25 protein-coding genes and 2 pseudogenes are annotated in these 26,715 nt (G+C 67.6%); 20 read left to right on the top strand and 7 right to left on the bottom strand.

The genetic code is table 11. From position 1 onward, the window contains the following. Positions 1-19: 19 nt before the first annotated feature. The 13 genes and pseudogenes from ftsZ to ABTZ43_RS02710 all read left to right on the top strand — a co-directional run bounded on the left by ftsZ (position 20) and on the right by ABTZ43_RS02710 (position 13,754). Positions 20-1,171, top strand: coding sequence for a cell division protein FtsZ (ftsZ, locus tag ABTZ43_RS02770; RefSeq protein ID WP_056418556.1), 1,152 nt, complete (start codon positions 20-22; stop codon positions 1,169-1,171). Next, complete coding sequence (locus tag ABTZ43_RS02765; protein ID WP_314097826.1) at positions 1,168-1,872, top strand: YggS family pyridoxal phosphate-dependent enzyme; 705 nt, start codon at positions 1,168-1,170, stop codon at positions 1,870-1,872. Before ftsZ ends, ABTZ43_RS02765 begins: the two co-directional genes overlap by 4 nt. Before the next feature lie 43 nt (positions 1,873-1,915). Continuing rightward, positions 1,916-2,395 carry a cell division protein SepF gene (locus tag ABTZ43_RS02760; protein ID WP_350537740.1) on the top strand — a complete coding sequence of 160 codons (480 nt, stop codon included), beginning with the start codon at positions 1,916-1,918 and terminating at the stop codon, positions 2,393-2,395. 3 nt (positions 2,396-2,398) lie between these two features. Further along, positions 2,399-2,698 (top strand): YggT family protein, encoded by a 300-nt coding sequence (locus tag ABTZ43_RS02755; RefSeq protein WP_230109549.1) that lies wholly within the window; start codon positions 2,399-2,401, stop codon positions 2,696-2,698. A gap of 154 nt (positions 2,699-2,852) precedes the next feature. Continuing rightward, positions 2,853-3,455, top strand: a complete 603-nt coding sequence (locus ABTZ43_RS02750) for a DivIVA domain-containing protein (protein WP_045253736.1) — start codon at positions 2,853-2,855, stop codon at positions 3,453-3,455. A gap of 9 nt (positions 3,456-3,464) precedes the next feature. Then, positions 3,465-4,112: a signal peptidase II gene (gene lspA, locus ABTZ43_RS02745; protein WP_350537739.1), complete on the top strand. Its 648-nt coding sequence runs from the start codon at positions 3,465-3,467 to the stop codon at positions 4,110-4,112. 2 nt (positions 4,113-4,114) lie between these two features. Continuing rightward, positions 4,115-5,035, top strand: coding sequence for an RluA family pseudouridine synthase (locus tag ABTZ43_RS02740; RefSeq protein WP_350537738.1), 921 nt, complete (start codon positions 4,115-4,117; stop codon positions 5,033-5,035). A gap of 79 nt (positions 5,036-5,114) precedes the next feature. Further along, a pseudogene (locus tag ABTZ43_RS02735) lies at positions 5,115-5,736 on the top strand (GNAT family N-acetyltransferase). A 10-nt stretch (positions 5,737-5,746) separates the two neighbouring features. Then, a complete protein-coding gene (dnaE, locus tag ABTZ43_RS02730) occupies positions 5,747-9,265 on the top strand; it encodes a DNA polymerase III subunit alpha (RefSeq protein ID WP_314097812.1) in 3,519 nt (1,172 codons plus the stop codon). Between the two features lie 117 nt (positions 9,266-9,382). Next, entirely contained in the window at positions 9,383-10,933 is a 1,551-nt protein-coding gene (locus tag ABTZ43_RS02725) for a hypothetical protein (protein ID WP_350537737.1), read from the top strand. Beyond that, a complete protein-coding gene (gene hisD, locus ABTZ43_RS02720; RefSeq protein WP_056418538.1) occupies positions 10,933-12,240 on the top strand; it encodes a histidinol dehydrogenase in 1,308 nt (435 codons plus the stop codon). The genes ABTZ43_RS02725 and hisD overlap by 1 nt, the downstream gene beginning before the upstream one ends. A gap of 10 nt (positions 12,241-12,250) precedes the next feature. Beyond that, positions 12,251-12,721: a transcriptional regulator NrdR gene (gene nrdR / locus ABTZ43_RS02715; RefSeq protein WP_045253742.1), complete on the top strand. Its 471-nt coding sequence runs from the start codon at positions 12,251-12,253 to the stop codon at positions 12,719-12,721. A gap of 10 nt (positions 12,722-12,731) precedes the next feature. Beyond that, positions 12,732-13,754 carry a quinone-dependent dihydroorotate dehydrogenase gene (locus ABTZ43_RS02710; protein WP_149422749.1) on the top strand — a complete coding sequence of 341 codons (1,023 nt, stop codon included), beginning with the start codon at positions 12,732-12,734 and terminating at the stop codon, positions 13,752-13,754. A 71-nt stretch (positions 13,755-13,825) separates the two neighbouring features. Here ABTZ43_RS02710 and ABTZ43_RS02705 read toward each other — a convergent pair whose 3' ends face one another. Then, positions 13,826-14,413, bottom strand: a complete 588-nt coding sequence (locus ABTZ43_RS02705; protein ID WP_045253744.1) for a DUF3043 domain-containing protein — start codon at positions 14,411-14,413, stop codon at positions 13,826-13,828. A gap of 46 nt (positions 14,414-14,459) precedes the next feature. On the opposite strand from ABTZ43_RS02705, the gene ABTZ43_RS02700 reads away from it, so the two are divergent. The 5 genes from ABTZ43_RS02700 (at position 14,460) to ABTZ43_RS02680 (ending at position 19,495) form a co-directional block, all read left to right on the top strand. Next, the gene (locus tag ABTZ43_RS02700; RefSeq protein ID WP_350537736.1) at positions 14,460-15,881 is read left to right on the top strand and encodes a dipeptidase; all 1,422 of its coding nucleotides are present in this window, start codon (positions 14,460-14,462) and stop codon (positions 15,879-15,881) included. Positions 15,882-15,952: 71 nt separating this feature from the next. Beyond that, positions 15,953-16,318, top strand: coding sequence for an iron-sulfur cluster insertion protein ErpA (gene erpA, locus ABTZ43_RS02695; protein ID WP_045253746.1), 366 nt, complete (start codon positions 15,953-15,955; stop codon positions 16,316-16,318). Between the two features lie 99 nt (positions 16,319-16,417). After that, positions 16,418-17,320, top strand: coding sequence for an aa3-type cytochrome oxidase subunit II (gene ctaC / locus ABTZ43_RS02690; RefSeq protein WP_056418529.1), 903 nt, complete (start codon positions 16,418-16,420; stop codon positions 17,318-17,320). A gap of 3 nt (positions 17,321-17,323) precedes the next feature. Continuing rightward, positions 17,324-19,057, top strand: coding sequence for an aa3-type cytochrome oxidase subunit I (gene ctaD / locus ABTZ43_RS02685; protein WP_056418526.1), 1,734 nt, complete (start codon positions 17,324-17,326; stop codon positions 19,055-19,057). A gap of 3 nt (positions 19,058-19,060) precedes the next feature. Next, the gene (locus ABTZ43_RS02680) at positions 19,061-19,495 is read left to right on the top strand and encodes a cytochrome c oxidase subunit 4 (RefSeq protein ID WP_056418523.1); all 435 of its coding nucleotides are present in this window, start codon (positions 19,061-19,063) and stop codon (positions 19,493-19,495) included. A 162-nt stretch (positions 19,496-19,657) separates the two neighbouring features. On the opposite strand, the gene ABTZ43_RS02675 is transcribed toward ABTZ43_RS02680, so the two are convergent. The 6 genes from ABTZ43_RS02675 to ctaE all read right to left on the bottom strand — a co-directional run bounded on the left by ABTZ43_RS02675 (position 19,658) and on the right by ctaE (position 25,068). After that, positions 19,658-20,161: a GNAT family N-acetyltransferase gene (locus ABTZ43_RS02675; RefSeq protein WP_350537735.1), complete on the bottom strand. Its 504-nt coding sequence runs from the start codon at positions 20,159-20,161 to the stop codon at positions 19,658-19,660. Further along, positions 20,158-20,571, bottom strand: a complete 414-nt coding sequence (locus tag ABTZ43_RS02670; RefSeq protein WP_350537734.1) for a RidA family protein — start codon at positions 20,569-20,571, stop codon at positions 20,158-20,160. The genes ABTZ43_RS02675 and ABTZ43_RS02670 overlap by 4 nt, the downstream gene beginning before the upstream one ends. 92 nt (positions 20,572-20,663) lie before the next feature. Next, on the bottom strand, positions 20,664-22,481 hold the full coding sequence (gene qcrB / locus ABTZ43_RS02665; protein WP_350537733.1) for a cytochrome bc1 complex cytochrome b subunit: 1,818 nt from the start codon (positions 22,479-22,481) through the stop codon (positions 20,664-20,666). Continuing rightward, positions 22,478-23,554, bottom strand: coding sequence for a cytochrome bc1 complex Rieske iron-sulfur subunit (gene qcrA, locus ABTZ43_RS02660; protein WP_350537732.1), 1,077 nt, complete (start codon positions 23,552-23,554; stop codon positions 22,478-22,480). The genes qcrB and qcrA overlap by 4 nt, the downstream gene beginning before the upstream one ends. Positions 23,555-23,590: 36 nt before the next feature. Then, positions 23,591-24,394, bottom strand: a complete 804-nt coding sequence (gene qcrC / locus ABTZ43_RS02655) for a cytochrome bc1 complex diheme cytochrome c subunit (RefSeq protein ID WP_045253754.1) — start codon at positions 24,392-24,394, stop codon at positions 23,591-23,593. A gap of 20 nt (positions 24,395-24,414) precedes the next feature. Then, positions 24,415-25,068 (bottom strand): aa3-type cytochrome oxidase subunit III, encoded by a 654-nt coding sequence (ctaE, locus tag ABTZ43_RS02650; protein ID WP_502885302.1) that lies wholly within the window; start codon positions 25,066-25,068, stop codon positions 24,415-24,417. Positions 25,069-25,259: 191 nt separating this feature from the next. Here ctaE and trpD point away from each other — a divergent pair, with 191 nt between their 5' ends. Beyond that, on the top strand, positions 25,260-26,324 hold the full coding sequence (gene trpD / locus ABTZ43_RS02645; protein WP_056418508.1) for an anthranilate phosphoribosyltransferase: 1,065 nt from the start codon (positions 25,260-25,262) through the stop codon (positions 26,322-26,324). Positions 26,325-26,331: 7 nt separating this feature from the next. Continuing rightward, a pseudogene (locus ABTZ43_RS02640) lies at positions 26,332-26,715 on the top strand (PHP domain-containing protein); the annotation flags it as partial.

The raw sequence follows: 26,715 nt of genomic DNA, 5'->3' as shown, positions 1-26,715 counted from the left end.
GACTACTCGGAGGCCGGCCATGAGCCAGAACCAGAACTACCTCGCCGTCATCAAGGTCGTCGGCGTCGGCGGTGGCGGCGTCAACGCCGTCAACCGCATGATCGACCTCGGTCTTCGCGGAGTCGAGTTCATCGCCGTGAACACCGACGCCCAGGCGCTGCTCATGAGCGACGCCGACGTCAAGCTCGACGTCGGTCGCGAGCTCACCCGTGGTCTCGGCGCAGGAGCCGACCCCGAGGTGGGGCGCCGCGCCGCGGAAGACCACGCGGAAGAGATCGAGCAGGCGCTCACGGGAGCCGACATGGTCTTCGTGACCGCGGGCGAGGGAGGCGGAACCGGAACCGGTGGAGCTCCCGTCGTCGCACGCATCGCGAAGTCGATCGGCGCGCTGACCATCGGCGTCGTCACCAAGCCGTTCTCGTTCGAGGGCCGTCGCCGTCAGAGTCAGGCCGAGGCCGGCGTGGTGAAGCTCAAGGAAGAGGTCGACACCCTCATCGTGGTGCCGAACGACCGTCTCCTCGAGATCAGCGACCGCGGCATCTCGATGATCGAGGCCTTCGCCACGGCCGACCAGGTGCTCCTCGCGGGTGTCCAGGGCATCACCGACCTCATCACGACGCCGGGTCTGATCAACCTCGACTTCGCGGACGTCAAGTCCGTCATGCAGGGTGCGGGATCCGCACTCATGGGAATCGGATCCGCCCGCGGCGCCGACCGGGCGATCAAGGCCGCAGAGCTGGCCGTCGAATCGCCGCTCCTCGAGGCGAGCATCGAGGGAGCGCACGGCGTGCTGCTCTCGATCCAGGGTGGATCGAACCTCGGCATCTTCGAGATCCACGACGCCGCTGACCTCGTCAAGGAGGCAGCGCACCCCGAGGCGAACATCATCTTCGGTACCGTCATCGACGACACGCTCGGCGATGAGGTGCGCGTCACCGTGATCGCCGCCGGTTTCGACAGCGGCGAGCCGTCGCTCCGCCTCGACCCGATGGTCGTCACGCGTCCCGCCGCCGCGAGCACGCTGCCCGAGGTGACGCTGTCGAAGGACGAGGAGAGCACGCCCGCCGCAGAGCCTGCCGCACCGGAGCGCGTGCAGCAGCGCGTCGCGACGACCAGCATCGAGCCGGCCTTCGCCGACGACGACATCGACATCCCCGAATTCCTGAAGTGACGGACGGCCCCGGCCAGAGCCGTTCGGCTCTGGCCGCACGGCTGTCGGCGATCGACGAACGGATCGCAGACGCGGCGCGCCGAGCGGATCGCGACCCCTCGGAGATCACCCGGATCGTCGTGACGAAGTTCCACCCCGCGTCCCTCGTGCGCGACCTGCACGCGCTGGGGGTCCGCGAGGTGGGGGAGAATCGTCAGCAGGAGCTCACATCGAAGGTCTCCGAGGTGGGCGACCTGGATGTCCGCTGGCACTTCATCGGGCAGGCGCAGACCAACAAGGCGTCGGCGATCCGTCGGAGCGCGGATGCCGTGCACTCGCTCGATCGGGCGAAGCTGGCGGACGCCCTGCACCGGGTGGCCGAGGATGATGAGCCGCTCGACGTGCTGATCCAGGTGAACCTCACGAAGGACGAAGGGCGCGGCGGGATCGAGCCCGCCGACGCGTCGACCCTCGCCGAGCACATCCTGTCGTTGTCCTCGCTGCGGCTGCGCGGCGTGATGGCCGTCGCTCCGCTCGACGAGGAGCCGGCATCCGCCTTCTCCCGGCTGCGGGTGGTGGCCGATCAGGTGCGCCTGCTCGAGCCGTCCGCGACCTGGATCTCGGCCGGGATGACCGGCGATTTCGTCGAGGCCATCGACGCGGGCGCGACACACCTGCGGATCGGCTCCGCAATCACGGGCCCCCGCCCCGACCGGGGTTAACCTGTGAACAGACCAACCCGACTCGTTCGAACCGGAGGACACGATGGGTAACCCGCTGAAGAAGACCATGGTGTATCTCGGCCTCGCCGATGAGGAAGAGGTCTACGAAGAGCCGGCTCCCGCTCGCGCCCAGCGCGAGCGTGACCGCGACCGTGACCGTGATCGGGAAGAGCCCGCGCCGGCCCCCGTCACCCAGCTGCGGCGCCCCGTCGCCGTGCGTCAGCCCGCAGGAGGGGCAGTGAACGAGATCCTCACCGTGCACCCGAAGCAGTACCGCGATGCGCAGCTCATCGCCGAGAGCTTCCGCGAGGGTGTCCCGGTCATCATCAACCTCTCCCAGATGAGCGACGCCGACGCTCGCCGTCTGATCGACTTCGCGTCCGGGCTCTCGCTCGGCCTCTACGGCCGCATCGAGCGGGTCACCTCGAAGGTGTTCCTGCTCTCTCCGGAGAACATCTCGGTGTCCGGCCACGGGGGAATCGCCCACGCAGACGCCGAGTCTGCGGGCTTCGACCAGTCGTAGACCGTGGGGATCGTCGTCTCCATCATCGCCAGCATCGTCCATCTGGCGCTCCTGCTGTATCTGATCGTGCTGTTCGCGCGACTCATCCTCAGCTACATCCCGCTGTTCAATCGGGAATGGCGGCCCAAGGGCGCCGGCCTCATCGCGGCCGAGCTCGTGTACACCGTCACCGACCCGCCCGTGCGGTTCTTCCAGCGCATCATCCCGCCCCTCCGGATCGGCGGGATCTCTCTGGATTTCGGTTTCTCGATCACCATCCTGATCGTCCTGATCCTGATGAGCATCGTGCGAAACTTCATCTGACAGCCCGGAGATTTCGCCGAGCCCGAGTGTCGTGTCGTCGCGGCTGACAGGCACGGGGGCTATGCTTGGCTCCCAGGTGCGCGCCCCGGGTTCGCGCCACATCTCGACCATGCCATCATCAACACTGGCAACCGAACTCATCGAAGGAGCCACCATGGCACTTACCCCGGATGACGTCGTCACCAAGCAGTTCCAGCACGTCCGTTTCAAGGACGGCTTCGACCCCGACGAGGTCGACGACTTCCTCGACGAGATCGTCATCGAGTGGCGCAAGGCCCTCGAGGAGAACGCCGAGCTCAAGGCCAAGCTGGCAGCATTCGAGTCCGGTGACGCACCCGTCGCCGCCGCGGCTCCTGCTCCCGTCGCCGAGACCCCTGCTCCCGTCGTCGCCGAGGCTCCCGCCCCGGCCGAGCCGACGCCTTCCGGCTCGGCGACCGCCACGGCCGGGATCATCGAGCTCGCACAGCGTCTGCATGACGAGCACGTCGCCGAGGGTGAAGCCAAGCGCGACCAGCTCATCGCCGACGCCGAGGGCGAGGTGAACCGCATCCGCACCGAGGCCGAGGCCAAGCAGCGCGAGGAGTCGGCACGCCTGGAGCGCGAGCGCAACACGCTCGAGGCCCGCATCACCGAGCTCCGCAACTTCGAGCGCGACTACCGCTCGCAGCTGCGCGGATACATCGAGGGCCAGCTCCGCGACCTCGACGAGAAGTCGGGATCCACGGACTCGACTCCGGTCTCCGCGATCGGACTGTAGGTCGTCCCTTTGCCAGGACGCCCCGCCCTTCGTCGGTCGGCGGCCGGCGCGATCGTTGCGATTCTCGCAGCGCTCGTGCTGGCCGCCGATCAGTTTGTGAAGTACCTCACCACCGAGAACCTGCCGCTGCAGGAGCCGGTCCCCGTGCTGGGCGAGTTCCTTCAGCTGTACTACGTCCGCAACCCCGGTGCCGCCTTCTCGCTCGGGTCCGACGTCACGTGGATCTTCACGATCGCACTCGCGGTCGTCGCCTGCGTGATCGTGTGGAAGGCCACAGGCCTCCGCTCCCGGCTCTGGGCCGTCGTGCTCGGCTGCCTCCTCGGCGGTGTGCTGGGCAACCTGACCGATCGCCTGTTCCGCGATCCCGGTTTCCCGATGGGTCATGTGGTCGACATGATCTCCATGCCCTGGATGATGCCGGCGATCTTCAACGTGGCCGACATCTTCATCGTCACCGGCATGATCTCCGTGGCGCTGCTCGTGGTGTTCGGGCTGCGGTTCGACGGCACCCGCGACCGCGATCACGTCGCCGTCGAGACCGATGAAGAGGCCGAGGCCGCCGCTGTCGACGCCGATGCGGAGTCCTCCGCCGCCGAGGCCGGTTCCTCACGCCTCGACGGTACGACGCCGGGTGCGCCCGCGTCGGACGGACGCTGAGCGTGGAGTCCCGCTCTCTCCCCGTCCCCGACGGACTGGAGGGAACGCGCGTCGACGCCGCCTTGGCCAAGATGCTCGGGTTCTCCCGCACGTTCGCAGCGGACGTCGCCGCAGCCGGAGGCGTGCGCCTCGACGGTGTCACGCTCGACAAGTCGGATCGCCTTCGCGGCGGCGGCTGGCTCGAGGTCGAATGGCAGCCGAAGGAGGAGCCGCGCATCATCCCGATCGCGGTCCCCGAGCTGGGCATCGTGTACGACGACGACGACATCGTGGTGGTCGACAAGCCGACCGGCGTCGCCGCTCATCCGTCCCTCGGCTGGGAGGGCCCCACGGTGGTGGGTGCGCTGGCCGCGGCGGGGTTCCGTGTGGCGACGAGCGGCGCGCCTGAACGACAGGGTGTCGTGCACCGACTCGATGTCGGCACGAGCGGGCTCATGGTCGTCGCCAAGAGCGAATCCGCGTACACCGCGCTGAAGCATGCCTTCAAGGAGCGCACGGTCGAGAAGATCTACCACGCGGTCGTGCAGGGGCACCCCGATCCCTTGACGGGGACGATCGAGGCGCCGATCGGACGGCATCCGAACCACTCATGGAAGTTCGCGGTGACGCCGGACGGCAAGCCGTCGGTCACCCATTACGAGACGCTCGAGGCGTTCCCGGGCGCGTCTCTGCTGGAGATCCACCTGGAGACGGGGCGCACGCATCAGATCCGCGTGCACATGGCCGCGCTCCGGCGTCCGTGCGTCGGCGACCCTCTCTACGGCGCGGACCCGACGATGTCGGCACGGCTCGGCCTCACCCGGCAGTGGCTGCACGCGCACAAGCTCGGGTTCTCGCACCCCGCCACGGGGGAGTGGGTGCAGTTCGAGTCGGCTTACCCTGCGGATTTCGAGCATGCGTTGGAGATCCTGCGCGGCGAATAGCCCGTTCCGAGTCGTCCATCCCCGTCGGGAATCGATCGAGATGCTCGACGATGTCCGTGGGGTGCATCAGACTCTCGGCATGAGCATCGAGGTGCGACCGGCGACCGAGTTCGACGACGTGGCCCTTCTCGTGGGGCCGAAGAAGCCGACGTCGAACGTGTGCTTCTGCCTGAGCTATCGGATCGGCAGCAAAGAGAACAATGAGCTGCGAGGCTCCCAGCGCGCGGATCGCGCGCGGGAGCTCTGCCATCAGGACCCGCCTCCCGGCGTGATCGCTTACCTCGACGACGAACCTGTCGGGTGGGCGGCGGTTCATCCCCGCCGGGATACCACGTTCGCGAGGAACAGGCTCATCCCGCACATCGACGACCTCGACGTGTGGTCGCTCTGGTGCGTGCGGGTGCGTCCGGGGCACCGCAGGCAGGGCATATCGCACGCGCTGATCGAGGGGGCCGTCGCGCACGCGAAGAGGCTGGGCGCACCGGCGATCGAGGGATATCCCGTCGACAACCGTGGCGAGAAGGTGAACCTCACGATGGCGTATGTCGGGACGAGGGCGCTGTTCGAGGCGGCGGGATTCACCAAAGCGGCCGACACTCGATCCACGCTCGACGGCTTTCCCCCGGGTGCTCATGCGCCTCGATCTTCGAGGGGCCGGGGCGACCCCTGGGAGCGGCTCCGATGTCGGGGGTCAGCCGTAGACTCGAAGGCATGGCATCCGACTCCTTCGTCCATCTGCACGTGCACAGCGAGTACTCGATGCTCGACGGGGCGGCGAAGATCGCGGCGATGACTCAGGCCGCCGCGGACTACGAGATGCCGGCCATCGCGGTGACCGATCACGGCAACACCTTCGCCGCATTCGAGTTCTACAAGGCCGCCAACGCGGCCGGGGTCAAACCGATCATCGGTCTCGAGGCCTATGTCACCCCGGGCACCCATCGCAGCGACAAGACCCGAGTGCAGTGGGGCTCGCCGGATCAGAAGAGCGATGACGTCTCGGGCTCCGGCGCGTACACCCACATGACGATGTGGAGCGAGACCACCCAGGGGATGCACAACCTCTTCCGCCTCAGCTCGTTGTCGAGCATGGAGGGCTACTACTTCAAGCCCCGCATGGACCGGGAGCTCCTGCAGACGTACGGCAAAGGGCTGATCGCCACGACCGGCTGCCCCTCGGGCGAGATCCAGACCAGGCTGCGTCTCGGTCAGTACGACGCCGCGCGTGCGGCCGCGGCGGAGTTCCAGGACCTGTTCGGCAAGGAGAACTACTTCGCCGAGATCATGGACCACGGTCTGTCCATCGAGCGTCGGGTGATGACCGACCTCATCCGGCTCGCCAAGGACCTGCAGATCCCGCTGGTCGGCACCAACGACTCCCACTACACCCACCAGCACGAGGCCGGCGCGCACGAGGCGCTGCTCTGCGTCCAGTCCGGCTCGACACTCGACGACCCCAATCGGTTCAAGTTCGACGGCGACGGCTACTACATCAAGACCGCAGCCGAGATGCGTCAGCTGTTCCGCGACCACCCCGAGGCGTGCGACAACACGCTGCTGATCGCCGAACGCTGCGAGGTCGAGTTCAACACGGCGGCGAACTACATGCCGCGCTTCCCCGTGCCGGACGGCGAGACCGAAGACAGCTGGCTCATCAAAGAGGTCGAGGCCGGCCTCCACTACCGGTACCCGAACGGAATCCCCGACAAGGTCCGCACGCAGGCGGAGTACGAGACCGGCATCATCCTGCAGATGGGCTTCCCCGGCTACTTCCTCGTCGTCGCCGACTTCATCAACTGGGCAAAGGACAACGGCATCCGCGTCGGACCGGGTCGAGGCTCCGGCGCCGGCTCGATGGTCGCCTACGCGATGCGGATCACCGACCTCGACCCGCTCGAGCACGGTCTGATCTTCGAGCGGTTCCTCAACCCGGACCGCGTCTCGATGCCCGACTTCGACGTCGACTTCGATGATCGTCGCCGCGGCGAGGTCATCGACTACGTGACGCGCAAGTACGGCTCGGAGCGCGTGGCGCAGATCGTCACCTACGGCACCATCAAGTCGAAGCAGGCCCTCAAGGATGCCGGCCGCGTGCTCGGCTTCCCGTTCAGCATGGGTGAGCGTCTCACCAAGGCCATGCCGCCTCCCGTCATGGGCAAGGACATGGAGCTCGGCGGCATGTTCGATACGGCGCACAAGCGGTACAAAGAGGCGAGCGAGTTCCGCGCGCTCATCGAGACCGACCCCGAGGCGAAGACGGTCTTCGACCGCGCACTGGGTCTCGAGGGGCTGAAGCGTCAGTGGGGCGTCCATGCCGCGGGCGTGATCATGTCGTCCGAGCCGCTGATCGACATCATCCCGATCATGCGCCGCGAGCAGGACGGCCAGATCGTCACGCAGTTCGACTATCCGTCCTGCGAGTCGCTCGGCCTGATCAAGATGGACTTCCTCGGGCTGCGCAACCTCACGATCATCTCGGACGCCCTCGACAACATCCGCACCAACCGCGGCGAAGAGCTCGACCTCGAGAAGCTGGAGCTCGACGACCGGGGAGCCTACGACCTGCTCGGTCGGGGTGAGTCGCTCGGCGTGTTCCAGCTCGACGGCGGTCCGATGAGATCTCTCATGCGGCTCATGCGGCCCGACAACTTCGGCGACATCTCGGCGCTCATCGCGCTGTACCGGCCGGGGCCCATGGGGGCGAACTCGCACACGAACTACGCGCTGCGCAAGAACGGCCAGCAGCCGATCACTCCCATCCACCCGGAGTTCACCGAGTCGCTGGCCGACATCCTCGACGAGTCCTACGGCCTGATCATCTATCAGGAGCAGGTCATGGCCATCGCCCAGCGCGTGGCGGGGTTCTCGCTCGGACAGGCCGACATCCTGCGTCGCGCGATGGGAAAGAAGAAGAAGTCCGAGCTCGACAAGCAGTTCGAGGGCTTCCAGGCCGGCATGCACGCCAACGGCTACTCCGACGGCGCCGTCAACGCGATCTGGGAGATCCTGCTCCCGTTCTCCGACTACGCCTTCAACAAAGCGCACTCGGCCGCGTACGGGGTGGTCTCGTACTGGACCGCGTACCTCAAGGCGCACTACCCCGCCGAGTACATGGCGGCGCTGCTCACCAGCGTCGGCGACTCGAAGGACAAGATGGCGCTGTACCTCAACGAGTGCCGACGGATGGGTATCAAGGTGCTTCCCCCTGACGTCTCCGACTCCATCAACTACTTCGCGGCCGTGGGCGACGACATCCGCTTCGGCCTCGGAGCGGTGCGCAACGTCGGAAGCAACGTCGTCGAAGGCATCGTGAAGGCCCGCAAGGGCGAGCGGTTCACGTCGTTCCACCACTTCCTCGAGAAGGTGCCGCTTCACGTCTCGAACAAGCGCACCGTGGAGTCGCTGATCAAGGCCGGTGCGTTCGACTCGCTGGGAGACACGCGCCGCGCGCTGCTCGAAGTGCATGAGGACGCGGTCGAGGCCGCCGTCGACCGCAAACGCAACGAGGCGCAGGGAGCGATCGGATTCGATTTCGACAGTCTGTACGACGGGCTCGAGGAGGTCGCCCCCGCCAAGGTGCCGCCGCGTCCGGAGTGGATCAAGAAGGACAAGCTCGCCTTCGAGCGCGAGATGCTCGGACTCTACGTCTCGGACCATCCGCTCGCCGGTCTCGAGGTCCCGTTGGCGAAGCACGCGTCGATCTCGATCCATGTCCTCAACAACTCCGACGACGTGCAGGACGGCGACCAGGTCACCGTCGCCGGGCTCGTCACGAGCGTGCAGCATCGCGTCGCGAAGGCCAGCGGGAACCCGTACGGCATGATCACGATCGAGGACTTCAACGGCGAGGTGACGGTCATGTTCATGGGAAAGACCTACACCGAGTTCCAGCACGTCCTGCAGCAGGACTCGATCCTGGCCGTGCGCGGTCGGGTGTCGCGCCGTGATGACGGGCTCAACCTGCATGCCCAGTCGGCGTTCGCCCCCGATGTGGGGTCCTTCGACGCAGCGGGCCCGCTGTCGCTCGTGCTCGCCGAACAGCGTGCGACCGAGCGGGTCATGAACGAGCTCGCCGAGGTGCTGCGGCGCCACAACGGCGAGACCGAGGTGGTGCTGCGGGTGCACCGCGGGAACACCGCGAAGGTGTTCGAGGTCCCCATGCCGGTCAAGGTCACGGCTGATCTGTTCGGAGATCTGAAGTCCCTCCTCGGACCCACCTGCCTGGGGTGACCGCGGTCCCGTGAGGGGCGTCTTCCGGTGAGGACCTCACGGACGCACCGGGTAGTATCAGGACGCGTTCGGGTGCGGGCGTCAGAAGCTCTGCACCGTGGCGAAAGGACCCTCCCCATGAGCACGGAATCACCCTTCCTCAGCGGCGCCGGCACGGATGCCGATGACCGGACGGCGTCGACGGAGCACACGGCCGACGAGGTCTTCTCCGACGACGACGGCGTGCTGTACGACGAGGAGGTGACGCCGGAGTTCGGCATCATCGGATTCACTCTGCGCGAGCTGCTGATCGTGGGCGTCTGGGCCATCGCGTTCATCGCGTCGTTCTTCCCGCACCTCGGCGGTGTCTCGATCTGGGGCACCGGGATCCAGTGGGTGCTCCCGGTCGGAGTCCCGACCGCCGCGGTCTTCCTGCTCATCCTGCGACGTTTCTCGCCCGACGGGATCCGCCGGGTCGGCTCGCTGGGGATCGATCAGTTCGCCTCGGTCGCGTTCTCCGTCGCCGCCGTCTACTGGCTCGGAGCGCTGTGGAGCGCCGTGACCGTCGCGATCGAGATCGGAGCCTTCGGACTCTCCTGGAACGGTGTCGTCCAGCTCGTCGCTGCACTGGCGCTCGTGGTGCTGACGGTCTTCGCGCCCCTGGTGCCGGGGCTCAAGGAGGACTTCCAGGGTCGACTGGTCACACTCGCCCACCGCAATGCCAACCCCGTCCGTCCGGTGATCCCGCGTCCTCGACCCGAGCCGACGGCCGCCCCCGTCGCAGCTGACTCCGCTCCGGGCGCGGCGGACTCCGCCCCGGTCGCAGCGGACGCCACGGCAGGTGAGTCTCCGCAGGATTCGTCCTGGACGACGGATGCGTCCGCCCAGGAGCAGCAGGCTCCCGTTCAGGAGCCGCAGGCTCCCGTGCAGGAAGCGGAGGCTCCCGCCCAGGACTGGGAGGCTCCCGCCCAGGACTGGCAGGCTCCCGCCCAGGAGCCGCTGGCGTCCGAGTCCGCGCAGCCCGCCGGTGACCACGCTCTGTTCGTGGAGCCCACCCTCGCGGCTGATCCGGTCCAGACGGATGATCTCGGCGCCGGCTCCGGGCAGGCTCCCGTCGTCGGGGATGCTTCGGCGAGCTCGGCCACGCCGGCGTACACCACCACGCCGCTTCCCGCCGGCGGGCTCGACGTCGAACTCTCGGGGGAGCACGCCACGGACGAGGTCGCCCGGATCGATCTCGCCGAGCAGGTACCGCTCGCCGCGCACGCCTCCGGGGGCGGCACGGGCACCGAGGACGCCACCGCTGACGAGGAGTACGTGCCGACCTACTCCCGACGGTCCCGGGGCCAGACGCAGGAGATCCTCTCGGACACCGGCAGCATCGAGTCCCTGCTGGGGGCCACGGCGTACGACGTCTCGTCCCCGCGCACCGTCGCTCTTCCCACCATCGACGACGAGGACGATCGCGACGAGACGGCGGCTCACGCCGCGATGACGGCCGCGCAGCCGTTCTGGATCCTCGCGCAGACCGAACGCGACGTCCATGACGAGCGAGGCGACGCGATCTTCCGGATCGGCCCGAGCGCCTGGGCCCTGGTCATCGAAGACCGTGGCGGCGCCTACGTCATCCGACACGACGACGGTCGCATCGGTTACCTGCACGACATCGCTGACATCACGAAGGGCTGATCTTGCGCACGATCGATCTGCGGGGGCGCGAGCTCTCGCCGGCTGACATGCTCGCGGCGGTTCCGCGCGCCACCCAGGCCAGGGCCGAGGCCCTCGACACGGCGGCGCGCATCGTCGACGATGTCCGAGAGCGCGGCGAGGAGGCGCTGCGGGAGCAGGCGGAGCGGTTCGACGGGGTCGTCGGCCACGATCTCCGCGTTCCGGCGGCGCACATCGAGGAGGCGATGGCGAGCCTCGACCCCGAGGTCCGTGCCGCTCTCGACGAGGCGATCCGCCGCGTCCGCATCGCCTCTGCCGCCCAGGTGCCGGCGTCCCAGGTGACGCGCATCGGCGCCGGGGCGACCATCACGCAGCGCTGGCAGCCGGTGCATCGAGCGGGCGTCTACATCCCCGGCGGGAAGGCGGTCTACCCGTCGAGCGTGATCATGAACGTCGTCCCCGCGCAGGTCGCGGGGGTGGAGCAGATCGCCCTCGCATCCCCGCCGCAGCGCGACCAGGACGGGCGCGTGCACCCGACGATCCTCGCCGCAGCGGGCCTGCTCGGCATCACCGAGGTGTACGCGGTGGGCGGCGCGGGAGCGATCGGCGCCTTCGCGTACGGGGTCGCCGGCATCGGGCTGGATCCGGTGGACGTGCTGTCCGGCCCCGGTAACAACTACGTCGCCTCCGCGAAGCGCGCGGTGGCCGGTGTCGTCGGCACGGACTCCGAGGCGGGTGCCACCGAGATCCTCGTCGTCGCGGACGCCGAGGCGGACCCGCGACTCATCGCCGCAGATCTCGTGAGCCAGGCCGAGCACGACGAGCAGGCCTCCGCGGTCCTGGTCACGGACTCCGCGGATCTGGCTGATCGGGTGGTGGAGGAAGTCCGCACGCGGGCGGCCGCGACCCGGCATGCGGTCCGTGTCGCGGCGGCGCTCGACGGACCGCAGTCCGCGATCGTGCTGGTGGACGACCGTGCGATGGCGGCGGCGTTCAGCAACGCCTACGCTCCGGAACACCTCGAGCTGCACCTGGCGGATGCCGAGGCCGCGGCCGCGTCGTTCACGAGCGCCGGAGCGGTGTTCGTCGGCGATCACACCCCCGTCAGCCTGGGCGACTACATGGCCGGAAGCAACCACGTGCTGCCGACGGGCGGGCAGGCTCGGTACGCACCGGGGCTCGGCGCGTACACGTTCCTGCGTCCGCAGCAGGTCATCGCCTACGACCGTGCCGCGCTGGCCGAGGTTCGCGCCGGCGTCGTCGCTCTCGCCGACACCGAGGTGCTGCCCGCTCACGGTGAGGCGATCGAGGCTCGTTTCACGGCGTAGGATCGGTCAGATGCACTGCCCCTTCTGTCGTCATCCGGATTCCCGGGTCATCGATTCCCGCACCAGCGATGACGGTCTGTCGATCCGTCGACGCCGCCAGTGTCCGGAGTGCGGCGGCCGGTTCACGACCACGGAGACCGCGAGCCTCAACGTCATCAAACGCTCGGGCGTGATGGAGCCGTTCAGCCGCGAGAAGGTGATCTCCGGTGTGCGCAAGGCCTGCCAGGGTCGTCCTGTGACCGAGGCCGATCTCGCCGTGCTCGCTCAGCGCGTCGAGGAGGCGGTGCGCCAGACCGGCGTCTCGCAGCTCGACACCAACGAGATCGGGCTGGCGATCCTCGGGCCGCTGCGCGACCTCGACGAGGTCGCGTACCTCCGGTTCGCGAGCGTCTACCAGGCGTTCGACTCGCTCGACGACTTCGAGAGCGCCATCACCGATCTCCGTGCGGACCACGCGGATCCGGAGCTCGCCGACCGGTAATCTGGCAGTGATGTATCCGCTGCTCTTCCGCGCTGTACTGTCGCGCTTCGACCCCGAGTTCGCCCACCACGCCGGCATGGCGGTGATCCGCGTGCTCGGCGCAGGCCCGTTCGCCCGCGTCACACGTGCATACACCAGGCCCGACCCGACCCTGCGGGTCGACGCACTGGGTCTGAGCTTCGCCTCGCCGTTCGGCATCGCAGCAGGTTTCGACAAGAATGCCGTCGGCGTGCGCGGTCTCGCGGCCCTCGGATTCGGTCACGTGGAGGTCGGCACCGTGACGGCGATCCCGCAGGAGGGAAACCCGCGTCCGCGGCTCTTCCGCCTCATCGCCGACCGCGCGGTCATCAACCGCATGGGCTTCAACAACGAGGGTGCGGATGCCGTCGCGCGGCGCCTCGCGCGGCTGCGCCGGGGAGCGCCCGACACGGTCATCGGCGTCAACATCGGCAAGAGTCGGGTCGTCGACGTCGAGGATGCCACGGCCGACTACGTCTCGTCCGCCACGAAGCTCGCTCCGCTGGCGGACTACCTGGCCGTGAACGTCTCGTCGCCGAACACGCCGGGACTTCGTGGTCTGCAGGCCGTCGAGACGCTCGCCCCGCTGCTGCGGGCCGTGCAGAAGGCCGCGGGAGAGACGCCGCTGCTGGTCAAGATCGCCCCGGACCTGCCCGACGACGAGATCACCGCGATCGCGAAGCTGGCCGTCGACGAGGGACTCGACGGCATCATCGCTCACAACACCACCATCAGTCGCGAAGGGCTCGTGACCGATGCCTCGACGGTCGAGGCGCTGGGAGCGGGCGGCCTGTCCGGCGCACCGCTCAAGGAGCGGTCGCTGCAGGTGCTCCGCCTGGTGCGCTCCGCCGTGCCCGAGGATTTCTGCGTCATCGCCGTCGGGGGAGTGGAGACGGCCTCCGACGTGCAGGAGCGCCTCGAGGCCGGAGCCACGCTGGTTCAGGGCTACACGGCGTTCCTCTACCGCGGGCCGTTCTGGGGCCGCGAGATCAACCGCGGGCTCGCCGCCCGCTGAACGGATCCGCGCGCCGTACGGAAAAGGCGCCTCCTGCTGTTGAGCGGGAGGCGCCTCTTCCGTGTGCGGGGTCAGGCGGGACGGTCGCCGCGCTTGACCTGAGGCTTGGGCAGGCGCATGAAACGCATCTGCAGGGATCGCATGGCCGCATACCAGCCGAGTCCGCGTTCCATCCGATCAGCGCCGAACTTCGCGGCAACCTTGCGCTTGACGCGGATGCCGAGCAGCACCATCCCGCCGATCGCGAGGATCAGGTACGCCATCATGACCAGGTAGGCCCACCCGGCGACGGCGAATCCGCCGATGGCGAGATTCGCGGGCAGCAACGAGATGAGGATGACGAGCACCATCACGCCCATCACGAACTCCGCCGGGTGCCACCCGGAATCGACGTAGTCCCGCACCCATCGACGCTGCGGGCCCTTGTCGCGGGGCGGCAGGAACTTCTCCTCGCCGGCCGCGAGACCGGCCTGGGCGCGGTTGCGACGCTCGTTGAGCTCGGCGCGGGCCGCGGCCTTCGCCTCCTTCGTGTTCGCCACCAGCGGGCGGCGGCGTGCCGCCTCCTGCTCCGCCCTGGACGGAGTCGCGCGCCCCTTGCCCGGCGCCGGCGTCTCCGGGGCGTCGTCGTTCGTCGGAGGGGAGACAGGGGTAGTGGCCACGAGGTTCCTCGGTTCGGTGAAGGCGGATCACCTTAAGATTACTCGCATGACATCTCCTGCCCACCCCGGTGACCAGAATCCGTCCGACTCTCGTGAGCGCGCGCTCCTCGAGGCGGCGTCGACGGGGCTGCCCGCGGCGCTGAGCGATCTCGGCCGCCTCGTCCGCATCCCCGGCATGGCCTGGCCCGCGTTCGATCAGACGCAGCTCGAGCGCAGCGCAGAGGCCGTCGCGGCCCTCGCCACCGACACCGGCGTGTTCGACGACGTCAGGATCCTCCGTGCGGACATCCCCGGAACGGACGAGAAGGGCCAGCCCGCCGTGCTCGCGACCCGCGCGGCCCGCAACGGCAAGCCCACGATCCTGCTGTACGCGCACCACGACGTGCAGCCTCCCGGCGACGACGAGCTGTGGGAGACCCCGCCGTTCGAGCCCACGGTCAGAGACGGTCGCATGTACGGCCGAGGCGCCGCGGACGACAAGGCCGGGATCATGGCGCACATCGCGGCCATCCGCGCGCTCGCGGAGGTGCGGGGCGACGATCTCGATCTGGGCATCGCCATGTTCATCGAGGGGGAGGAGGAGTACGGCTCGCGCTCGTTCGCGCAGTTCCTCTCCGACAACAAGGAGGCGCTGCGCGCCGACGCGATCGTGGTCGCGGACTCCGGCAACTGGGACTCGGTCACCCCCGGACTGACCGTGTCGCTGCGGGGCAACGCGCGGTTCACGGTGCGCGTGCGCACGCTCGATCATGCCTCCCACTCCGGGATGTTCGGGGGAGCGGTCCCCGACGCCATGATGACGACGGTCAGGATGCTGTCCACTCTCTGGAACGACGACGGGTCTGTCGCGGTCGAGGGGATGACGGAGCGCGACGCGCCCACGCCCGAGTACGGCGAGGAGACGCTGCGCGACGAGGCCGGACTGCTACCGGGCACGACGCCGATCGGCGACGGGACGATCCTCAGCCGTATCTGGAACAAGCCGTCGGTCACGGTCATCGGGATCGACGCCACGAGTGTCTCCGCAGCGTCGAACACGCTGCTCCCCGAGGTGACCGTCGTCATCAGCGCCAGGGTGGCGCCGGGGCAGTCCGCAGACGACGCGTACGCGGCACTCGAGGCACACCTTCGCGCGCATGCGCCGTTCGGCGCCGAGCTGACGTTCTCCGACGTCGACCTGGGCGACGGCTTCCTCGTCGACACCAGCGGGTGGGCGGTCTCGCTGACCCGCGACGCCATGCGCGACGGATACGGCGTTGCTCCGATCGATCTGGGCGTGGGGGGATCCATCCCCTTCATCTCCGATCTCGTGCGCGAGTTCCCCGCCGCCCAGATCCTGGTCACGGGGGTCGAGGATCCGCATTCGAGGGCACACAGCCCGAACGAATCGCTGCACCTCGACACCTTCCGCCACGCGGTGGCGACCGAGGCCCTGCTGCTCTCGCGCATGAACGACACCATCATCTGAGCCCGACCGTCCGGCCGGAGGGTAAAATCGAGTCACCAGCCGTGTGATCACGGCCCGTCACAAGGAGCGACATGAGCGACACCACACTGACTGCAGCAGAGTCCACCCAGGCGCACGGCGTGAAGCTGACCGACGCCGCCGCGATCAAGGTGAAGAATCTCCTCGAGCAGGAAGGCCGCGACGACCTGCGTCTGCGCGTCGCCGTCCAGCCCGGCGGATGCTCCGGCCTGATCTACCAGCTGTACTTCGACGAGCGCTACCTCGAGGGCGACGAGACCGTCGACTTCGACGGTGTCGAGGTCATCATCGACAACATGAGCGTCCCGTACCTCGACGGTGCGTCGATCGACTTCAAGGACACGATCTCGGAGCAGGGCTTCACGATCGACAACCCCAACGCCGCCGGCAGCTGCGCCTGCGGAGACAGCTTCCACTGACCCCGTCCCCCCTCGTGGCAACCTGCGTGGTTGGCATGAATCAGGTGTGAGGTTGCCCTAGACTTGGGTGTGCCCTGTCCGCAATCTGAAAGGTGCATCGTGCCCTCGAAACGCCGCCTTCGTTGGGCCGCTCTCCCCCTGGGAGTAGCGGCAGCCGTGGCCCTGGCGGGATGTACTGCCACCGAGCTGAACGGCTACCTGCCGGGCTTCGTGGAGGGTGAGCCTGCGGCCACCAACCAGACCGAGCGCGTCTCGTCGCTCTGGGTGAACTCCTGGATCGTCCTGCTCGCCGTCGGTGTGATCACCTGGGGCCTCATGGCCTGGGCCGCGATCGCCTACCGTCGCCGCAAGGGACAGACCGGTCTGCCGGTCCAGATGCGCTACAACATGCCGATCGAGATCTTCTACACGATCGTTCCGCTCATCCTGGTCCTCGGCATGTTCTTCTTCACCGCTCGCGACCAGACCGCGATCGAGGCGAAGTGGGATGAGCCCGACGTCGAGATCACCGCGATCGCGAAGCAGTGGGCATGGGACTTCCAGTACGACGGCGAGGAGGAGGACAACTCCGACGCCGTCTGGACCATGGGCATCCAGGCGCAGCCCGACGCCGCCGGCAACATCGACCAGGAGCAGCTGCCCACCCTCGTCCTGCCGGTCGACAAGAAGGTCACGATCAACCTGCAGTCGCGCGATGTCATCCACTCGTTCTGGATCATCGACTTCCTGTACAAGAAGGACATGTACATCGGGAAGGACAACTCCTGGTCGTTCATCCCGACCCGAGTCGGCGAGTACGCCGGCAAGTGCGCCGAGCTCTGCGGCGAGTACCACTCGATGATGCTCTTCAACGTCAAGGTCGTCGAGCAGGACGAGTACGACGCGTACCTGCAGACGCTCGAAGAAGAAGGCAACACCGGAGACATCACCGATGCCTACGACCGTCTGGGCAACTACCCGGGCACCACTGCACCGACCGACTCCGAGGAAGGAGAGGAGTAAGCCATGTCGACCACTGAAGCACCCCGCACCGACGAGGCTCCCCGCTCCCGTCCCACCGATCTGCCCGCCCGCCAGGCCGCTCTGATGAGCTCCTCGCGTGTGGAGCAGAAGGGCAACATCGTCGTCAAGTGGATCACCTCCACCGACCACAAGACGATCGGGTACATGTACCTCATCGCCTCGGTGCTGTTCTTCCTCCTCGGTGGCGTGATGGCGCTCGTCATCCGCGCAGAGCTGTTCGCCCCCGGGATGCAGATCATCCCGACCAAGGAGCAGTACAACCAGCTGTTCACGATGCACGGCACGATCATGCTGCTGATGTTCGCGACGCCGCTCTTCGCGGGATTCGCGAACGCGATCCTGCCGTTGCAGATCGGAGCGCCGGATGTGGCGTTCCCGCGTCTGAACGCCTTCGCCTTCTGGCTCTTCCTGTTCGGATCGACCATCGCGGTCGCCGGCTTCCTCACCCCGCAGGGTGCGGCCTCGTTCGGCTGGTTCGCCTACCAGCCGCTCGCGAGCGCCTCGTTCTCGCCGGGCGCGGGTGGAAACCTCTGGATGCTGGGCCTGGGAATCTCTGGCTTCGGCACCATCCTCGGCGCCGTGAACTTCATCACGACCATCATCACGATGCGCGCCCCCGGCATGACCATGTGGCGCATGCCGATCTTCTCCTGGAACACGCTGATCACCAGCCTTCTCATCCTGATGGCGTTCCCGGTGCTGGCCGCGGCGATCTTCGCCGCCGGTGCGGACCGAGTTCTCGGCGCGCACATCTACGACCCCGCCAACGGCGGCGTCCTGCTGTGGCAGCACCTGTTCTGGTTCTTCGGACACCCTGAGGTGTACATCATCGCGCTGCCGTTCTTCGGCATCGTCTCCGAGATCTTCCCGGTGTTCAGCCGCAAGCCGATCTTCGGATACAAGACCCTGGTCTACGCGACGATCGCGATCGCGGCGCTGTCCGTGGCGGTGTGGGCTCACCACATGTACGTGACTGGATCCGTGCTGCTGCCCTTCTTCGCGCTGATGACGATGCTCATCGCAGTTCCGACGGGCGTGAAGATCTTCAACTGGATCGGCACGCTGTGGCGAGGCTCCGTGACGTTCGAGACGCCGATGGTGTTCGCCCTCGGATTCCTGGTCTCCTTCGTGTTCGGTGGCCTCACCGGCGTCATCCTCGCGGCGCCGCCCCTCGACTTCGCACTGTCCGACTCGTACTTCGTCGTGGCGCACTTCCACTACGTGGTCTTCGGAACCGTGGTGTTCGCGATGTTCGCGGGCTTCTACTTCTGGTGGCCGAAGTGGACGGGACGCATGCTCAACGAGCGCCTCGGCTATGTGCACTTCTGGCTGCTGTTCATCGGCTTCCACATGACGTTCCTCATCCAGCACTGGCTCGGTGTCGACGGCATGGTGCGCCGGTACGCGGACTACTCGGCAGCCGACGGGTGGACCTGGCAGAACCAGGTCTCCACGATCGGCGCGATGATCCTCGGTGCGTCGATGCTCCCGTTCTTCCTGAACGTCTGGATCACGGCTCGCAAGGCTCCCAAGGTCACCGTCAACGACCCGTGGGGTTACGGCGCATCTCTCGAGTGGGCGACGTCCTGCCCGCCGCCGCGACACAACTTCACGTCGATCCCGCGCATCCGCAGCGAGCGCCCGGCATTCGACCTGAACCACCCGGAGGCGGCCGAGTTCTCGCCTGCCGCACCCGGCGAGCGAGAGGGCCACTGAGCCATGCGCGACAACGTCATCCTCTGGTGGGTCCTCACCGCCTTCTTCGCCCTGGTCGGCGTCGTCTACACGGGCTGGCACATCCTCGCCACGCCCGCGGACAACTTCGCTGAGCGGATCGAATGGGTCGGAACGGTCGCACTGTTCTTCGCGACCTTCATGGGGGCGATGATCGCCTTCTACCTCGACCGCACGCACAAGGCCCAGAACGGCGAGCTGCCCGAGGACATCCTGACCAGCGACATCGACGACGGAGATCCCGAACTCGGCGAGTTCAGCCCGTGGTCCTGGTGGCCCCTGGTCCTCGCAGGATCCGCGGCCGTGTTCGTCGTCGGACTCGCCGTCGGACACTTCCTCCTGCCGATCGGCCTCGCGATCTTCGTGGTCGCGATCGTCGGCTGGGTGTACGAGTACTACCGCGGCAACTTCGCACGCTGACAAGACGACGGACAAAGCCCCTGGGTTCCATCCCAGGGGCTTTTCCCGTCTGTCGGTGCGGCTGCAGCTCCCGGGGGCCGGAAGGCGCTCACGAGGCCCGGAGACGGCCCCGAACGCCCTGAGAGTGAGAGGGTCGAAGGGGCGTCAGAGCTCGAAGGGGCGTCAGAGCTCCACGGTCATCTGGATGCGACGGCCGTAGCGGTCGAGGTCGAGGCGGGCCTCCGTATCGACCAGAGCGCGCTGGAAGGACGTCTCGGGGATGCTCTCGAGGAATCCGCAGCTCGCATAGAACGGCGCGTTCCACGGGATCTCTGCGTAGGTCCGCAGCGAGACCCTCGTGTAGCCGCGTTCACGCGCTTCCTCCAGCGCCGCCTCCACGAGACGCCGGCCATGGCCCTGCCGCCCGACGGAGGGCAGGACGGAGAGCTGCTCGAGGTGCGCGTGGCCGTCCGCATCCAGGACGTGGACGAAGCCCACGGGGGAGGAGTCCTCGGACTCCTCGAGCACGAGGACGAAACCGGGGGCTGCGAGTCTCGAGGCGCCATCGGCGGCGGCAGGCCAGTGCGGTGCGCCGAGCCTGTCGATCAGAAGAGCGTCGGCCTGTGCCTCGACGGCCTGCAGAGCCTCGGCGTCGTCCGCTGCTCCCGGGCGGATGACGGCGCTCACCGGGTCTGCTCCGCGACCGCGGCGATCGCTTCGATCTCGACCAGCTGATCGTCGTAACCGAGCACAGTGACACCCATCAGAGTGCTCGGCACGTCGTGATCTCCGAAGGCCTCGTGGACGACGTCCCACGCGGTCACCAGATCGCTCCGGGAAGACGAAGCGACCAGGACACGGGTGCTGATCACATCGGTCAGCTCGGCGCCGCTCGCACGGAGCGCGGCACGCAGGGTCTGCACACAGCGGGCGGCCTGCGCGGCGTAGTCACCGGGGGCGGTGGTGCTGCCGTCGTCTTCGAGAGGGCAGGCCCCGGCGAGGAAGATCAGGCGGGAGCCGGCGGGAGCGGTGGCCGCGTAGGCGTACGGTGCCGCGGCCAGGTCGGTGGAACGGATGAGTTGGACTGCTGAGCTCATGGAACGATCCTTCCACGCCGACGTGAGAGGAACCCGGACGTGAAGAAGGCCCTGTCCGCGAACGGACAGGGCCTTCTGGGGGAGCGGCGATCCTACTCGCCGTCCTCCGACTTCTTCTTCGAGCGGGGCTTCTTCACGGGCCCGGTCGAGATGACCGTGCTGGGCGTGTTCGCCGTCTCGTCGACGTGCGTCTCGCTGGAGGTGAGAGGGGCGTCAGGAGCGCCGGCGCGCTCGTGAGCGCCCTGGATCTCCGCGGCCTCGGTCTCCTCGTTGTGAGCCTCGACGTGGTGCTGGTGAGAATCCGCAGCCTCGACCTCCGCCTGCGTGAGCGGGGCGAGGCGGTCCTCGAAGAACCAGCGCGAGATCGACGAACGCATGTTCTCGGTCCACGAGATGCGGCCCTTCGCGTTCGGACGGACCACCAGGGGCTCGTAGCCGTCGACGTCGATGAGCTTCCAACGGTCGTACTTGTCGACCGGCTGATGCACCTCGATGAACTCGCCGCCGGGAAGGCGCACGATGCGCCCGGACTCGAAGCCGTGCAGGACGATCTCGCGGTCCTTCTTCTGCAGCGCGATCGCGATGCGCTTGGCGATGAAGTATCCGAGCACGGGACCGACGAACAGCAGCGCCTGCAGCGTGTGGATGACGCCTTCCATCGTGAGCATGAAGTGCGTGGCGATGAGGTCGGACGATGCCGCAGCCCAGAGCACCGCGTAGAAGATGACCCCGGCGACGCCGATGGCGGTGCGGGTCGCCGCGTTGCGGGGACGCTGGGCGATGTGGTGCTCGCGCTTGTCTCCCGTGATCCACGCCTCGATGAAGGGGTAGACGGCCACGAGCACGATGAACAGACCGAGCACGATCACCGGGAGCAGGATTCCGAACGACCAGGTGTGGTTCAGGAACACGACGTCGAGGTTCGACGGAGCGAGGCGGAGAGCACCGTCCGCGAAGCCGATGTACCAGTCAGGCTGGGTACCGGCGGACACGGGGGACGGGTCGTAGGGGCCGTAGTTCCAGATCGGGTTGATCTGGAAGAACGTCGCGATCAGCACGATCGTGCCGAAGACGATGAACAGGTAGCCGCCCATCTTCGACATGTAGACCGGCATCATCGGGTAGCCCACGACGTTGTCGTTCGTGCGGCCGGGGCCGGCGAACTGCGTGTGCTTGTTCACGATCATGAGCATCAGGTGCACCGCGATCAGGCCGATGACCAGGAGCGGGAGCAGCAGGATGTGCAGCGTGTAGAGACGGCCCACGATGTCGGTGCCGGGGAACTCGCCGCCGAACAGCAGGAACGAGATCCAGGTGCCGACGAGCGGGAAGCCCTTGATCATGCCGTCGATGATGCGCAGACCGTTACCCGAGAGCAGGTCGTCGGGGAGCGAGTAGCCGGTGAAGCCCTCGGCCATCGCGAGGATGAACAGGACGAATCCGATCACCCAGTTGAGCTCGCGCGGCTTGCGGAACGCTCCGGTGAAGAAGACGCGCAGCATGTGCACGCCGATGCCGGCGACGAAGACGAGAGCGGCCCAGTGGTGGATCTGACGGACCAGGAGGCCACCACGCAGATCGAACGAGATGTGGAGCGACGACTCGAGAGCCGCCGACATCTCGATGCCCCGCATCGGCGCGTACGCGCCGGTGTAGTGCGTCTCGACCATCGAGGCCTGGAAGAAGAACGTCAGGAAGGTTCCGGAGAGGAACACGACCACGAAGCTCCACAGAGCGATCTCGCCGAGCATGAACGACCAGTGGTCGGGGAAGATCTTGCGTCCGAACTCCTTGACGAAGCCCGAGATGCTGGTGCGCTCATCGATGTAGTTCGACGCGGCGCCGACGAATCGGCCGCCGAGGGGCGCCTTGTTGTCCTTGTCCTCTTTGGACAGCGTTGCGGTGCTCAATGGCGCTCCCAGAAGCTCGGGCCGACGGGCTCGGTGAAGTCACTGCGTGCGACGAGGTAGCCCTCGTCGTCGACGGTGATGGGCAGCTGCGGCAGCGGGCGTGCGGCCGGGCCGAAGATGACCTTGGCGTGATCGGTCACGTCGAACTGCGACTGGTGGCAGGGGCACAGCAGGTGGTGCGTCTGCTGCTCGTACAGAGCGACAGGGCAGCCGACGTGGGTGCAGACCTTGGAGTACGCGACGATGCCGTCGTACGACCAGTCCTTGCGGTCCTCGGCCTCGGTGAGCTGCTCGGGACGGAGGCGCATCATCAGCACGATGGCCTTCGCCTTCTCCTCGAGGTAGCCGTCGTGGTGGCTGAGGTCGGCGAGGTCCTCCGGGATCACGTGGAACGCGGAGCCGATGGTGACGTCGGCAGCGCGGATCGGCGTGCCGTCGGGGTCGCGCACGAGTCGCTGACCCTTCTCCCACATCGTCTGCTTCAGCAGCACGACCGGATCGCCGGCAGTGGGGTCGTCGGGAGTGCTGTGCGGAGCGAGACCGCGGAAGAGCGTCACGCCGGGGATGATCGAGGCGACGATCGAGGCGAACAGCGAGTTTCGGATCATCGTGCGGCGTCCGAAGCCGGACTCCTCGTTCGCCGTGGCGAACGCCTCGACGACAGCCTCGCGGGTCGAGTCCTTGCCACGGGTGGGGTGGCGGTGCTCGATGTGCTCCTTGTCGCTCATCAGCGCCTTGGACCAGTGGATCGCGCCGATTCCGATCGACAGCAGTGCGAGCGCGATGCCCAGACCGATGAAGAGGTTGTTCTGTCGGATGTCGATGAGCGCGCCGCTCTCGATGGGGAACAGCATGTAGGCGGCGACCGCCCAGATGCTTCCGGCCAGCGAGAGGTAGAACAGCGTGTAGACCGTGCGCTCCGCAGTCTTCTCAGCGCGCGGGTCCTTGTCGGTCATCCGCTCGCGGTGCGGCGGAAGCCCCGGGTTCTGCACGGGATCGCTGACTGCGACACCCAGCCCCGGAGAGGGCTGGTAGGCCCTATCGAGAGCCTGCGAGTCGTCGTCGTGTGCCATGGTGCTCCTCGTACGTTCCTCTTCGATGATTAAGCGTCAGTTGGACTTCGCCGTGATCCACACGGTGATCGCGACGAGTGCGCCGATCCCGAAGATCCAGACGAACAGGCCCTCGGAGACGGGGCCGAGCGAACCGAGCGAGAACCCGCCGATCTGCACCGACTGCTGCTGGTAGAGCAGTGCCGAGATGATGTCGCGCTTGTCTTCGTCCGACAGGTTCATGTCGCCGAAGACGGGCATGTTCTGGGGGCCGGTGACCATGGCCGCGTACATGTGCAGCGCGCTGGTCTCGGTCAGGGCGGGGGCGTACTTGCCCTCGGTGAGCGCTCCACCGGCTGCTGCGACGTTGTGGCACATGGCGCAGTTGACGCGGAACAGCTCCGCGCCGTTCGCGACGTCGCCGCCGCCGTCCAGGAGGTGATCCTCGGGGAACGTGGGGCCGGGAGCCGACTCCTGCACGAACGAGGAGATCGCGAGGATCTGGTCCTCGGTGAACTGCGGCTCCTTCTGCGGAGCCTGCGGGCCCTGCATCTGCAACGGCATGCGTCCGGTGGACATCTGGAACTCGACCGCCAGCTCGCCGACTCCGTACAGGCTGGGCCCGTTGGGCGTTCCCTGCAGGTCGAGGCCGTGGCAGGTCGCGCAGTTCGCCGTGAACAGCTTCTCGCCGTCGTCGACGGTGAGCGTGCTGGACGCGGCGGTCTGGGTGTCGGTCGCGGCGAAGGCCGCGGACGTCCCGGCGTATACGGCGCCGGTGATCATCAGGCCTGCGCCGATGAGTGCTGCGGCAGCCAGGGGACTGCGACGGCCGTTCGAACGGCGCTTCTTCTCTCGTGCCATCTCGGGGATCAGCTCCGCTCTTATTTCAGGAAGTAGATAACGACGAACAGCACGATCCAGACGACGTCGACGAAGTGCCAGTAGTAGGAGACGACGATCGAGGAGGTCGCCTCCTTGTGCCGGAAGTTCTTGACGGCGTACGCGCGTCCGATGACGAGCAGGAAGGCGATGAGTCCGCCGGTGACGTGGAGGGCGTGGAAGCCGGTCGTCAGGTAGAACGCGGAGGCGTAGGAGTCCGCGCTGATGGGCATGCCCTCGGCGACGAGGGTGGCGTACTCCCACACCTGGCCGGAGACGAAGATCGCGCCGAGCGCGAAGGTGAGGAAGAACCACTCGACCATGCCCCAGCCGAACAGGCGGCGTCGGCCGGCACCGTTCTTCTGGCCCTTGCCGAGCTTGTACGGCTGCAGATCCTCAGCAGCGAACACACCCATCTGGCAGGTGAAGGACGAGAGCACCAGGATGGCCGTGTTCACGAAGGCGAACGGCACGTTCAGCAGCTCGGTGCGGTCGGCCCAGAGGTCGGGGGAGGTGCTGCGGAGCGTGAAGTAGATCGCGAAGAGTCCCGCGAAGAACATCACCTCGCTGCCGAGCCACACAATGGTGCCGACAGCTACCGGGTTGGGGCGCTTGATCGTTCTTGCCGCCGGGGCATACGTCGCTGAGGTCGTCACCCTTCCATTATGGCCGATCCCGGGGCATGATTCTCGCACCGGGACCCTTCGATTCGCTGCCATCGCACTTAGGCGACCCTAAGAAATCGCTGCGAATAGTCGGTGAATCCGCGGAAAAGGGCGTTCTGGGGCGGTCTCCGGTCATCCGTCTGACGGTCTGCACGTTTTCCCGCGCCGATAGGATCGCACACATGGCTGATTCCCTGACCTGGTCCGACGTGCTCACCACCCTCCTGGAGCGCCGAGACCTCAGCGTCTGGGAGTCCACCTGGGCCATGCGCCAGATCATGCGCGGAGACGTGACCGAGGCGCAGCTCGCGGGGTTCCTCGTCGCGCTGCGCGCCAAGGGCGAGACGATCGACGAGATCGTCGGGTTCCGCGACGCCATCCTCGAAGCCGCCGTGCCCCTGCCCGTGTCGCCGGACGTCCTCGACATCGTCGGAACCGGCGGCGACCGCGTCGGCACCGTCAACGTCTCGACGACCGCCGCCGTGATCATCGGAGCGACGGGGGTGCCGGTCGTCAAGCACGGCAACCGGGCCGCCAGCTCGTCCTCCGGCTCGTCCGACGTGCTGAGCGCCCTCGGACTCGAACTCACTCTCGATCCGGCCGCCGTGTCGTCGATCCTTGATCGCACGGGGATCACCTTCGCCTGGGCCGGCGCCTTCCACCCGGGGTTCAAGCACGCGGCGAAGGTCCGCGCCGAACTCGGCGTGCCCACGGTGTTCAACATGCTCGGGCCGCTCTGCAACCCCGCCCGAGCAGAGGCCAACGCCGTCGGCGTCGCACAGCTCGAGCGCGTCCCGCTGATCACCGGCGTCTTCCGCACCCGAGGAGCCACGGCCCTGGTCTTCCGCGGCGACGACGGTCTCGACGAGCTCACGACGACCGGCCACAGCCGCATCTGGGAGGTCACGCGCGGTGACATCCACGAGCACGACCTCGACCCCCGAGACCTCGGCATCCCGGTCGCCGACCTCTCCGATCTGATCGGAGGCACCCCTGACCACAACGCCGCGATCCTCCGGCGCACCCTCGAGGGGGAGGCCGGGCCCGTGCGCGACATCGTGCTGCTCAACGCGGCGGCCGGCATCGTCGCCTTCGAGCTGTCGCAGGACGCCGCCCAGGTGCAGCGACCCATCCTGGAGCGTCTGCGCGAGGGGTACGAGCGCGCCGCACAGGCGATCGACGACGGCCGCGCTCTCGCGAAGCTCGACCAGTGGATCGGCGTGAGTCGCGAGCTGGCCTCGGCATAGGTCCCGGATGGATCCCGTCGCAGCGCTGCTCCAGATCGCGTCACTGCTCGAGCGCGAGCGCGCGTCGAGGTATCGGGCGAAGGCGTTCAGGGTGGCGGCCGCGGCTCTGCAGCAGCTTCCGGACGACGTCCGCGCCGATCCCACGCGGCTCCGTGCCGCGAAGGGGATCGGCGAGTCGACCTTCGGCGTGATCCGGCAGGCCCAGGGCGGCGAGGTCCCGGACTATCTCATCGAGCTGCGGGGCGAGGTCGAGCCCGAGCGCAGATCGGCGCTGCGAGCACGTCTCCGAGGGGATCTGCACGCCCACACGGACTGGTCGGACGGCACGACGCCGATCCCGGTGATGGCCGCTGCCGCGCGAGCGCTGGGGCACGAGTATCAGGCGATCACC

Source organism: Microbacterium sp. NPDC097977, from assembly GCF_040302605.1.
Taxonomy (GTDB): Bacteria; Actinomycetota; Actinomycetes; order Actinomycetales; family Microbacteriaceae; genus Microbacterium.
The sequence above is the reverse complement of the archived record's forward strand: the minus strand, read 5'-3'. Positions and strand labels throughout refer to the sequence as shown.

Coding starts and splice junctions, on each gene's coding strand:
- ABTZ43_RS02670 (WP_350537734.1), bottom strand. CDS start 20,571: ATGAGCTCAGCAGTCCAACTCATCCGTTCCACCGACCTGGCCGCGGCA.
- ABTZ43_RS02680 (WP_056418523.1), top strand. CDS start 19,061: ATGCGCGACAACGTCATCCTCTGGTGGGTCCTCACCGCCTTCTTCGCC.
- ABTZ43_RS02760 (WP_350537740.1), top strand. CDS start 1,916: ATGGGTAACCCGCTGAAGAAGACCATGGTGTATCTCGGCCTCGCCGAT.
- ctaD (WP_056418526.1), top strand. CDS start 17,324: ATGTCGACCACTGAAGCACCCCGCACCGACGAGGCTCCCCGCTCCCGT.
- ABTZ43_RS02725 (WP_350537737.1), top strand. CDS start 9,383: ATGAGCACGGAATCACCCTTCCTCAGCGGCGCCGGCACGGATGCCGAT.
- ABTZ43_RS02710 (WP_149422749.1), top strand. CDS start 12,732: ATGTATCCGCTGCTCTTCCGCGCTGTACTGTCGCGCTTCGACCCCGAG.
- dnaE (WP_314097812.1), top strand. CDS start 5,747: ATGGCATCCGACTCCTTCGTCCATCTGCACGTGCACAGCGAGTACTCG.
- erpA (WP_045253746.1), top strand. CDS start 15,953: ATGAGCGACACCACACTGACTGCAGCAGAGTCCACCCAGGCGCACGGC.
- qcrC (WP_045253754.1), bottom strand. CDS start 24,394: ATGGCACGAGAGAAGAAGCGCCGTTCGAACGGCCGTCGCAGTCCCCTG.
- ABTZ43_RS02700 (WP_350537736.1), top strand. CDS start 14,460: ATGACATCTCCTGCCCACCCCGGTGACCAGAATCCGTCCGACTCTCGT.
- ftsZ (WP_056418556.1), top strand. CDS start 20: ATGAGCCAGAACCAGAACTACCTCGCCGTCATCAAGGTCGTCGGCGTC.
- qcrA (WP_350537732.1), bottom strand. CDS start 23,554: ATGGCACACGACGACGACTCGCAGGCTCTCGATAGGGCCTACCAGCCC.
- trpD (WP_056418508.1), top strand. CDS start 25,260: ATGGCTGATTCCCTGACCTGGTCCGACGTGCTCACCACCCTCCTGGAG.
- ABTZ43_RS02750 (WP_045253736.1), top strand. CDS start 2,853: ATGGCACTTACCCCGGATGACGTCGTCACCAAGCAGTTCCAGCACGTC.
- nrdR (WP_045253742.1), top strand. CDS start 12,251: ATGCACTGCCCCTTCTGTCGTCATCCGGATTCCCGGGTCATCGATTCC.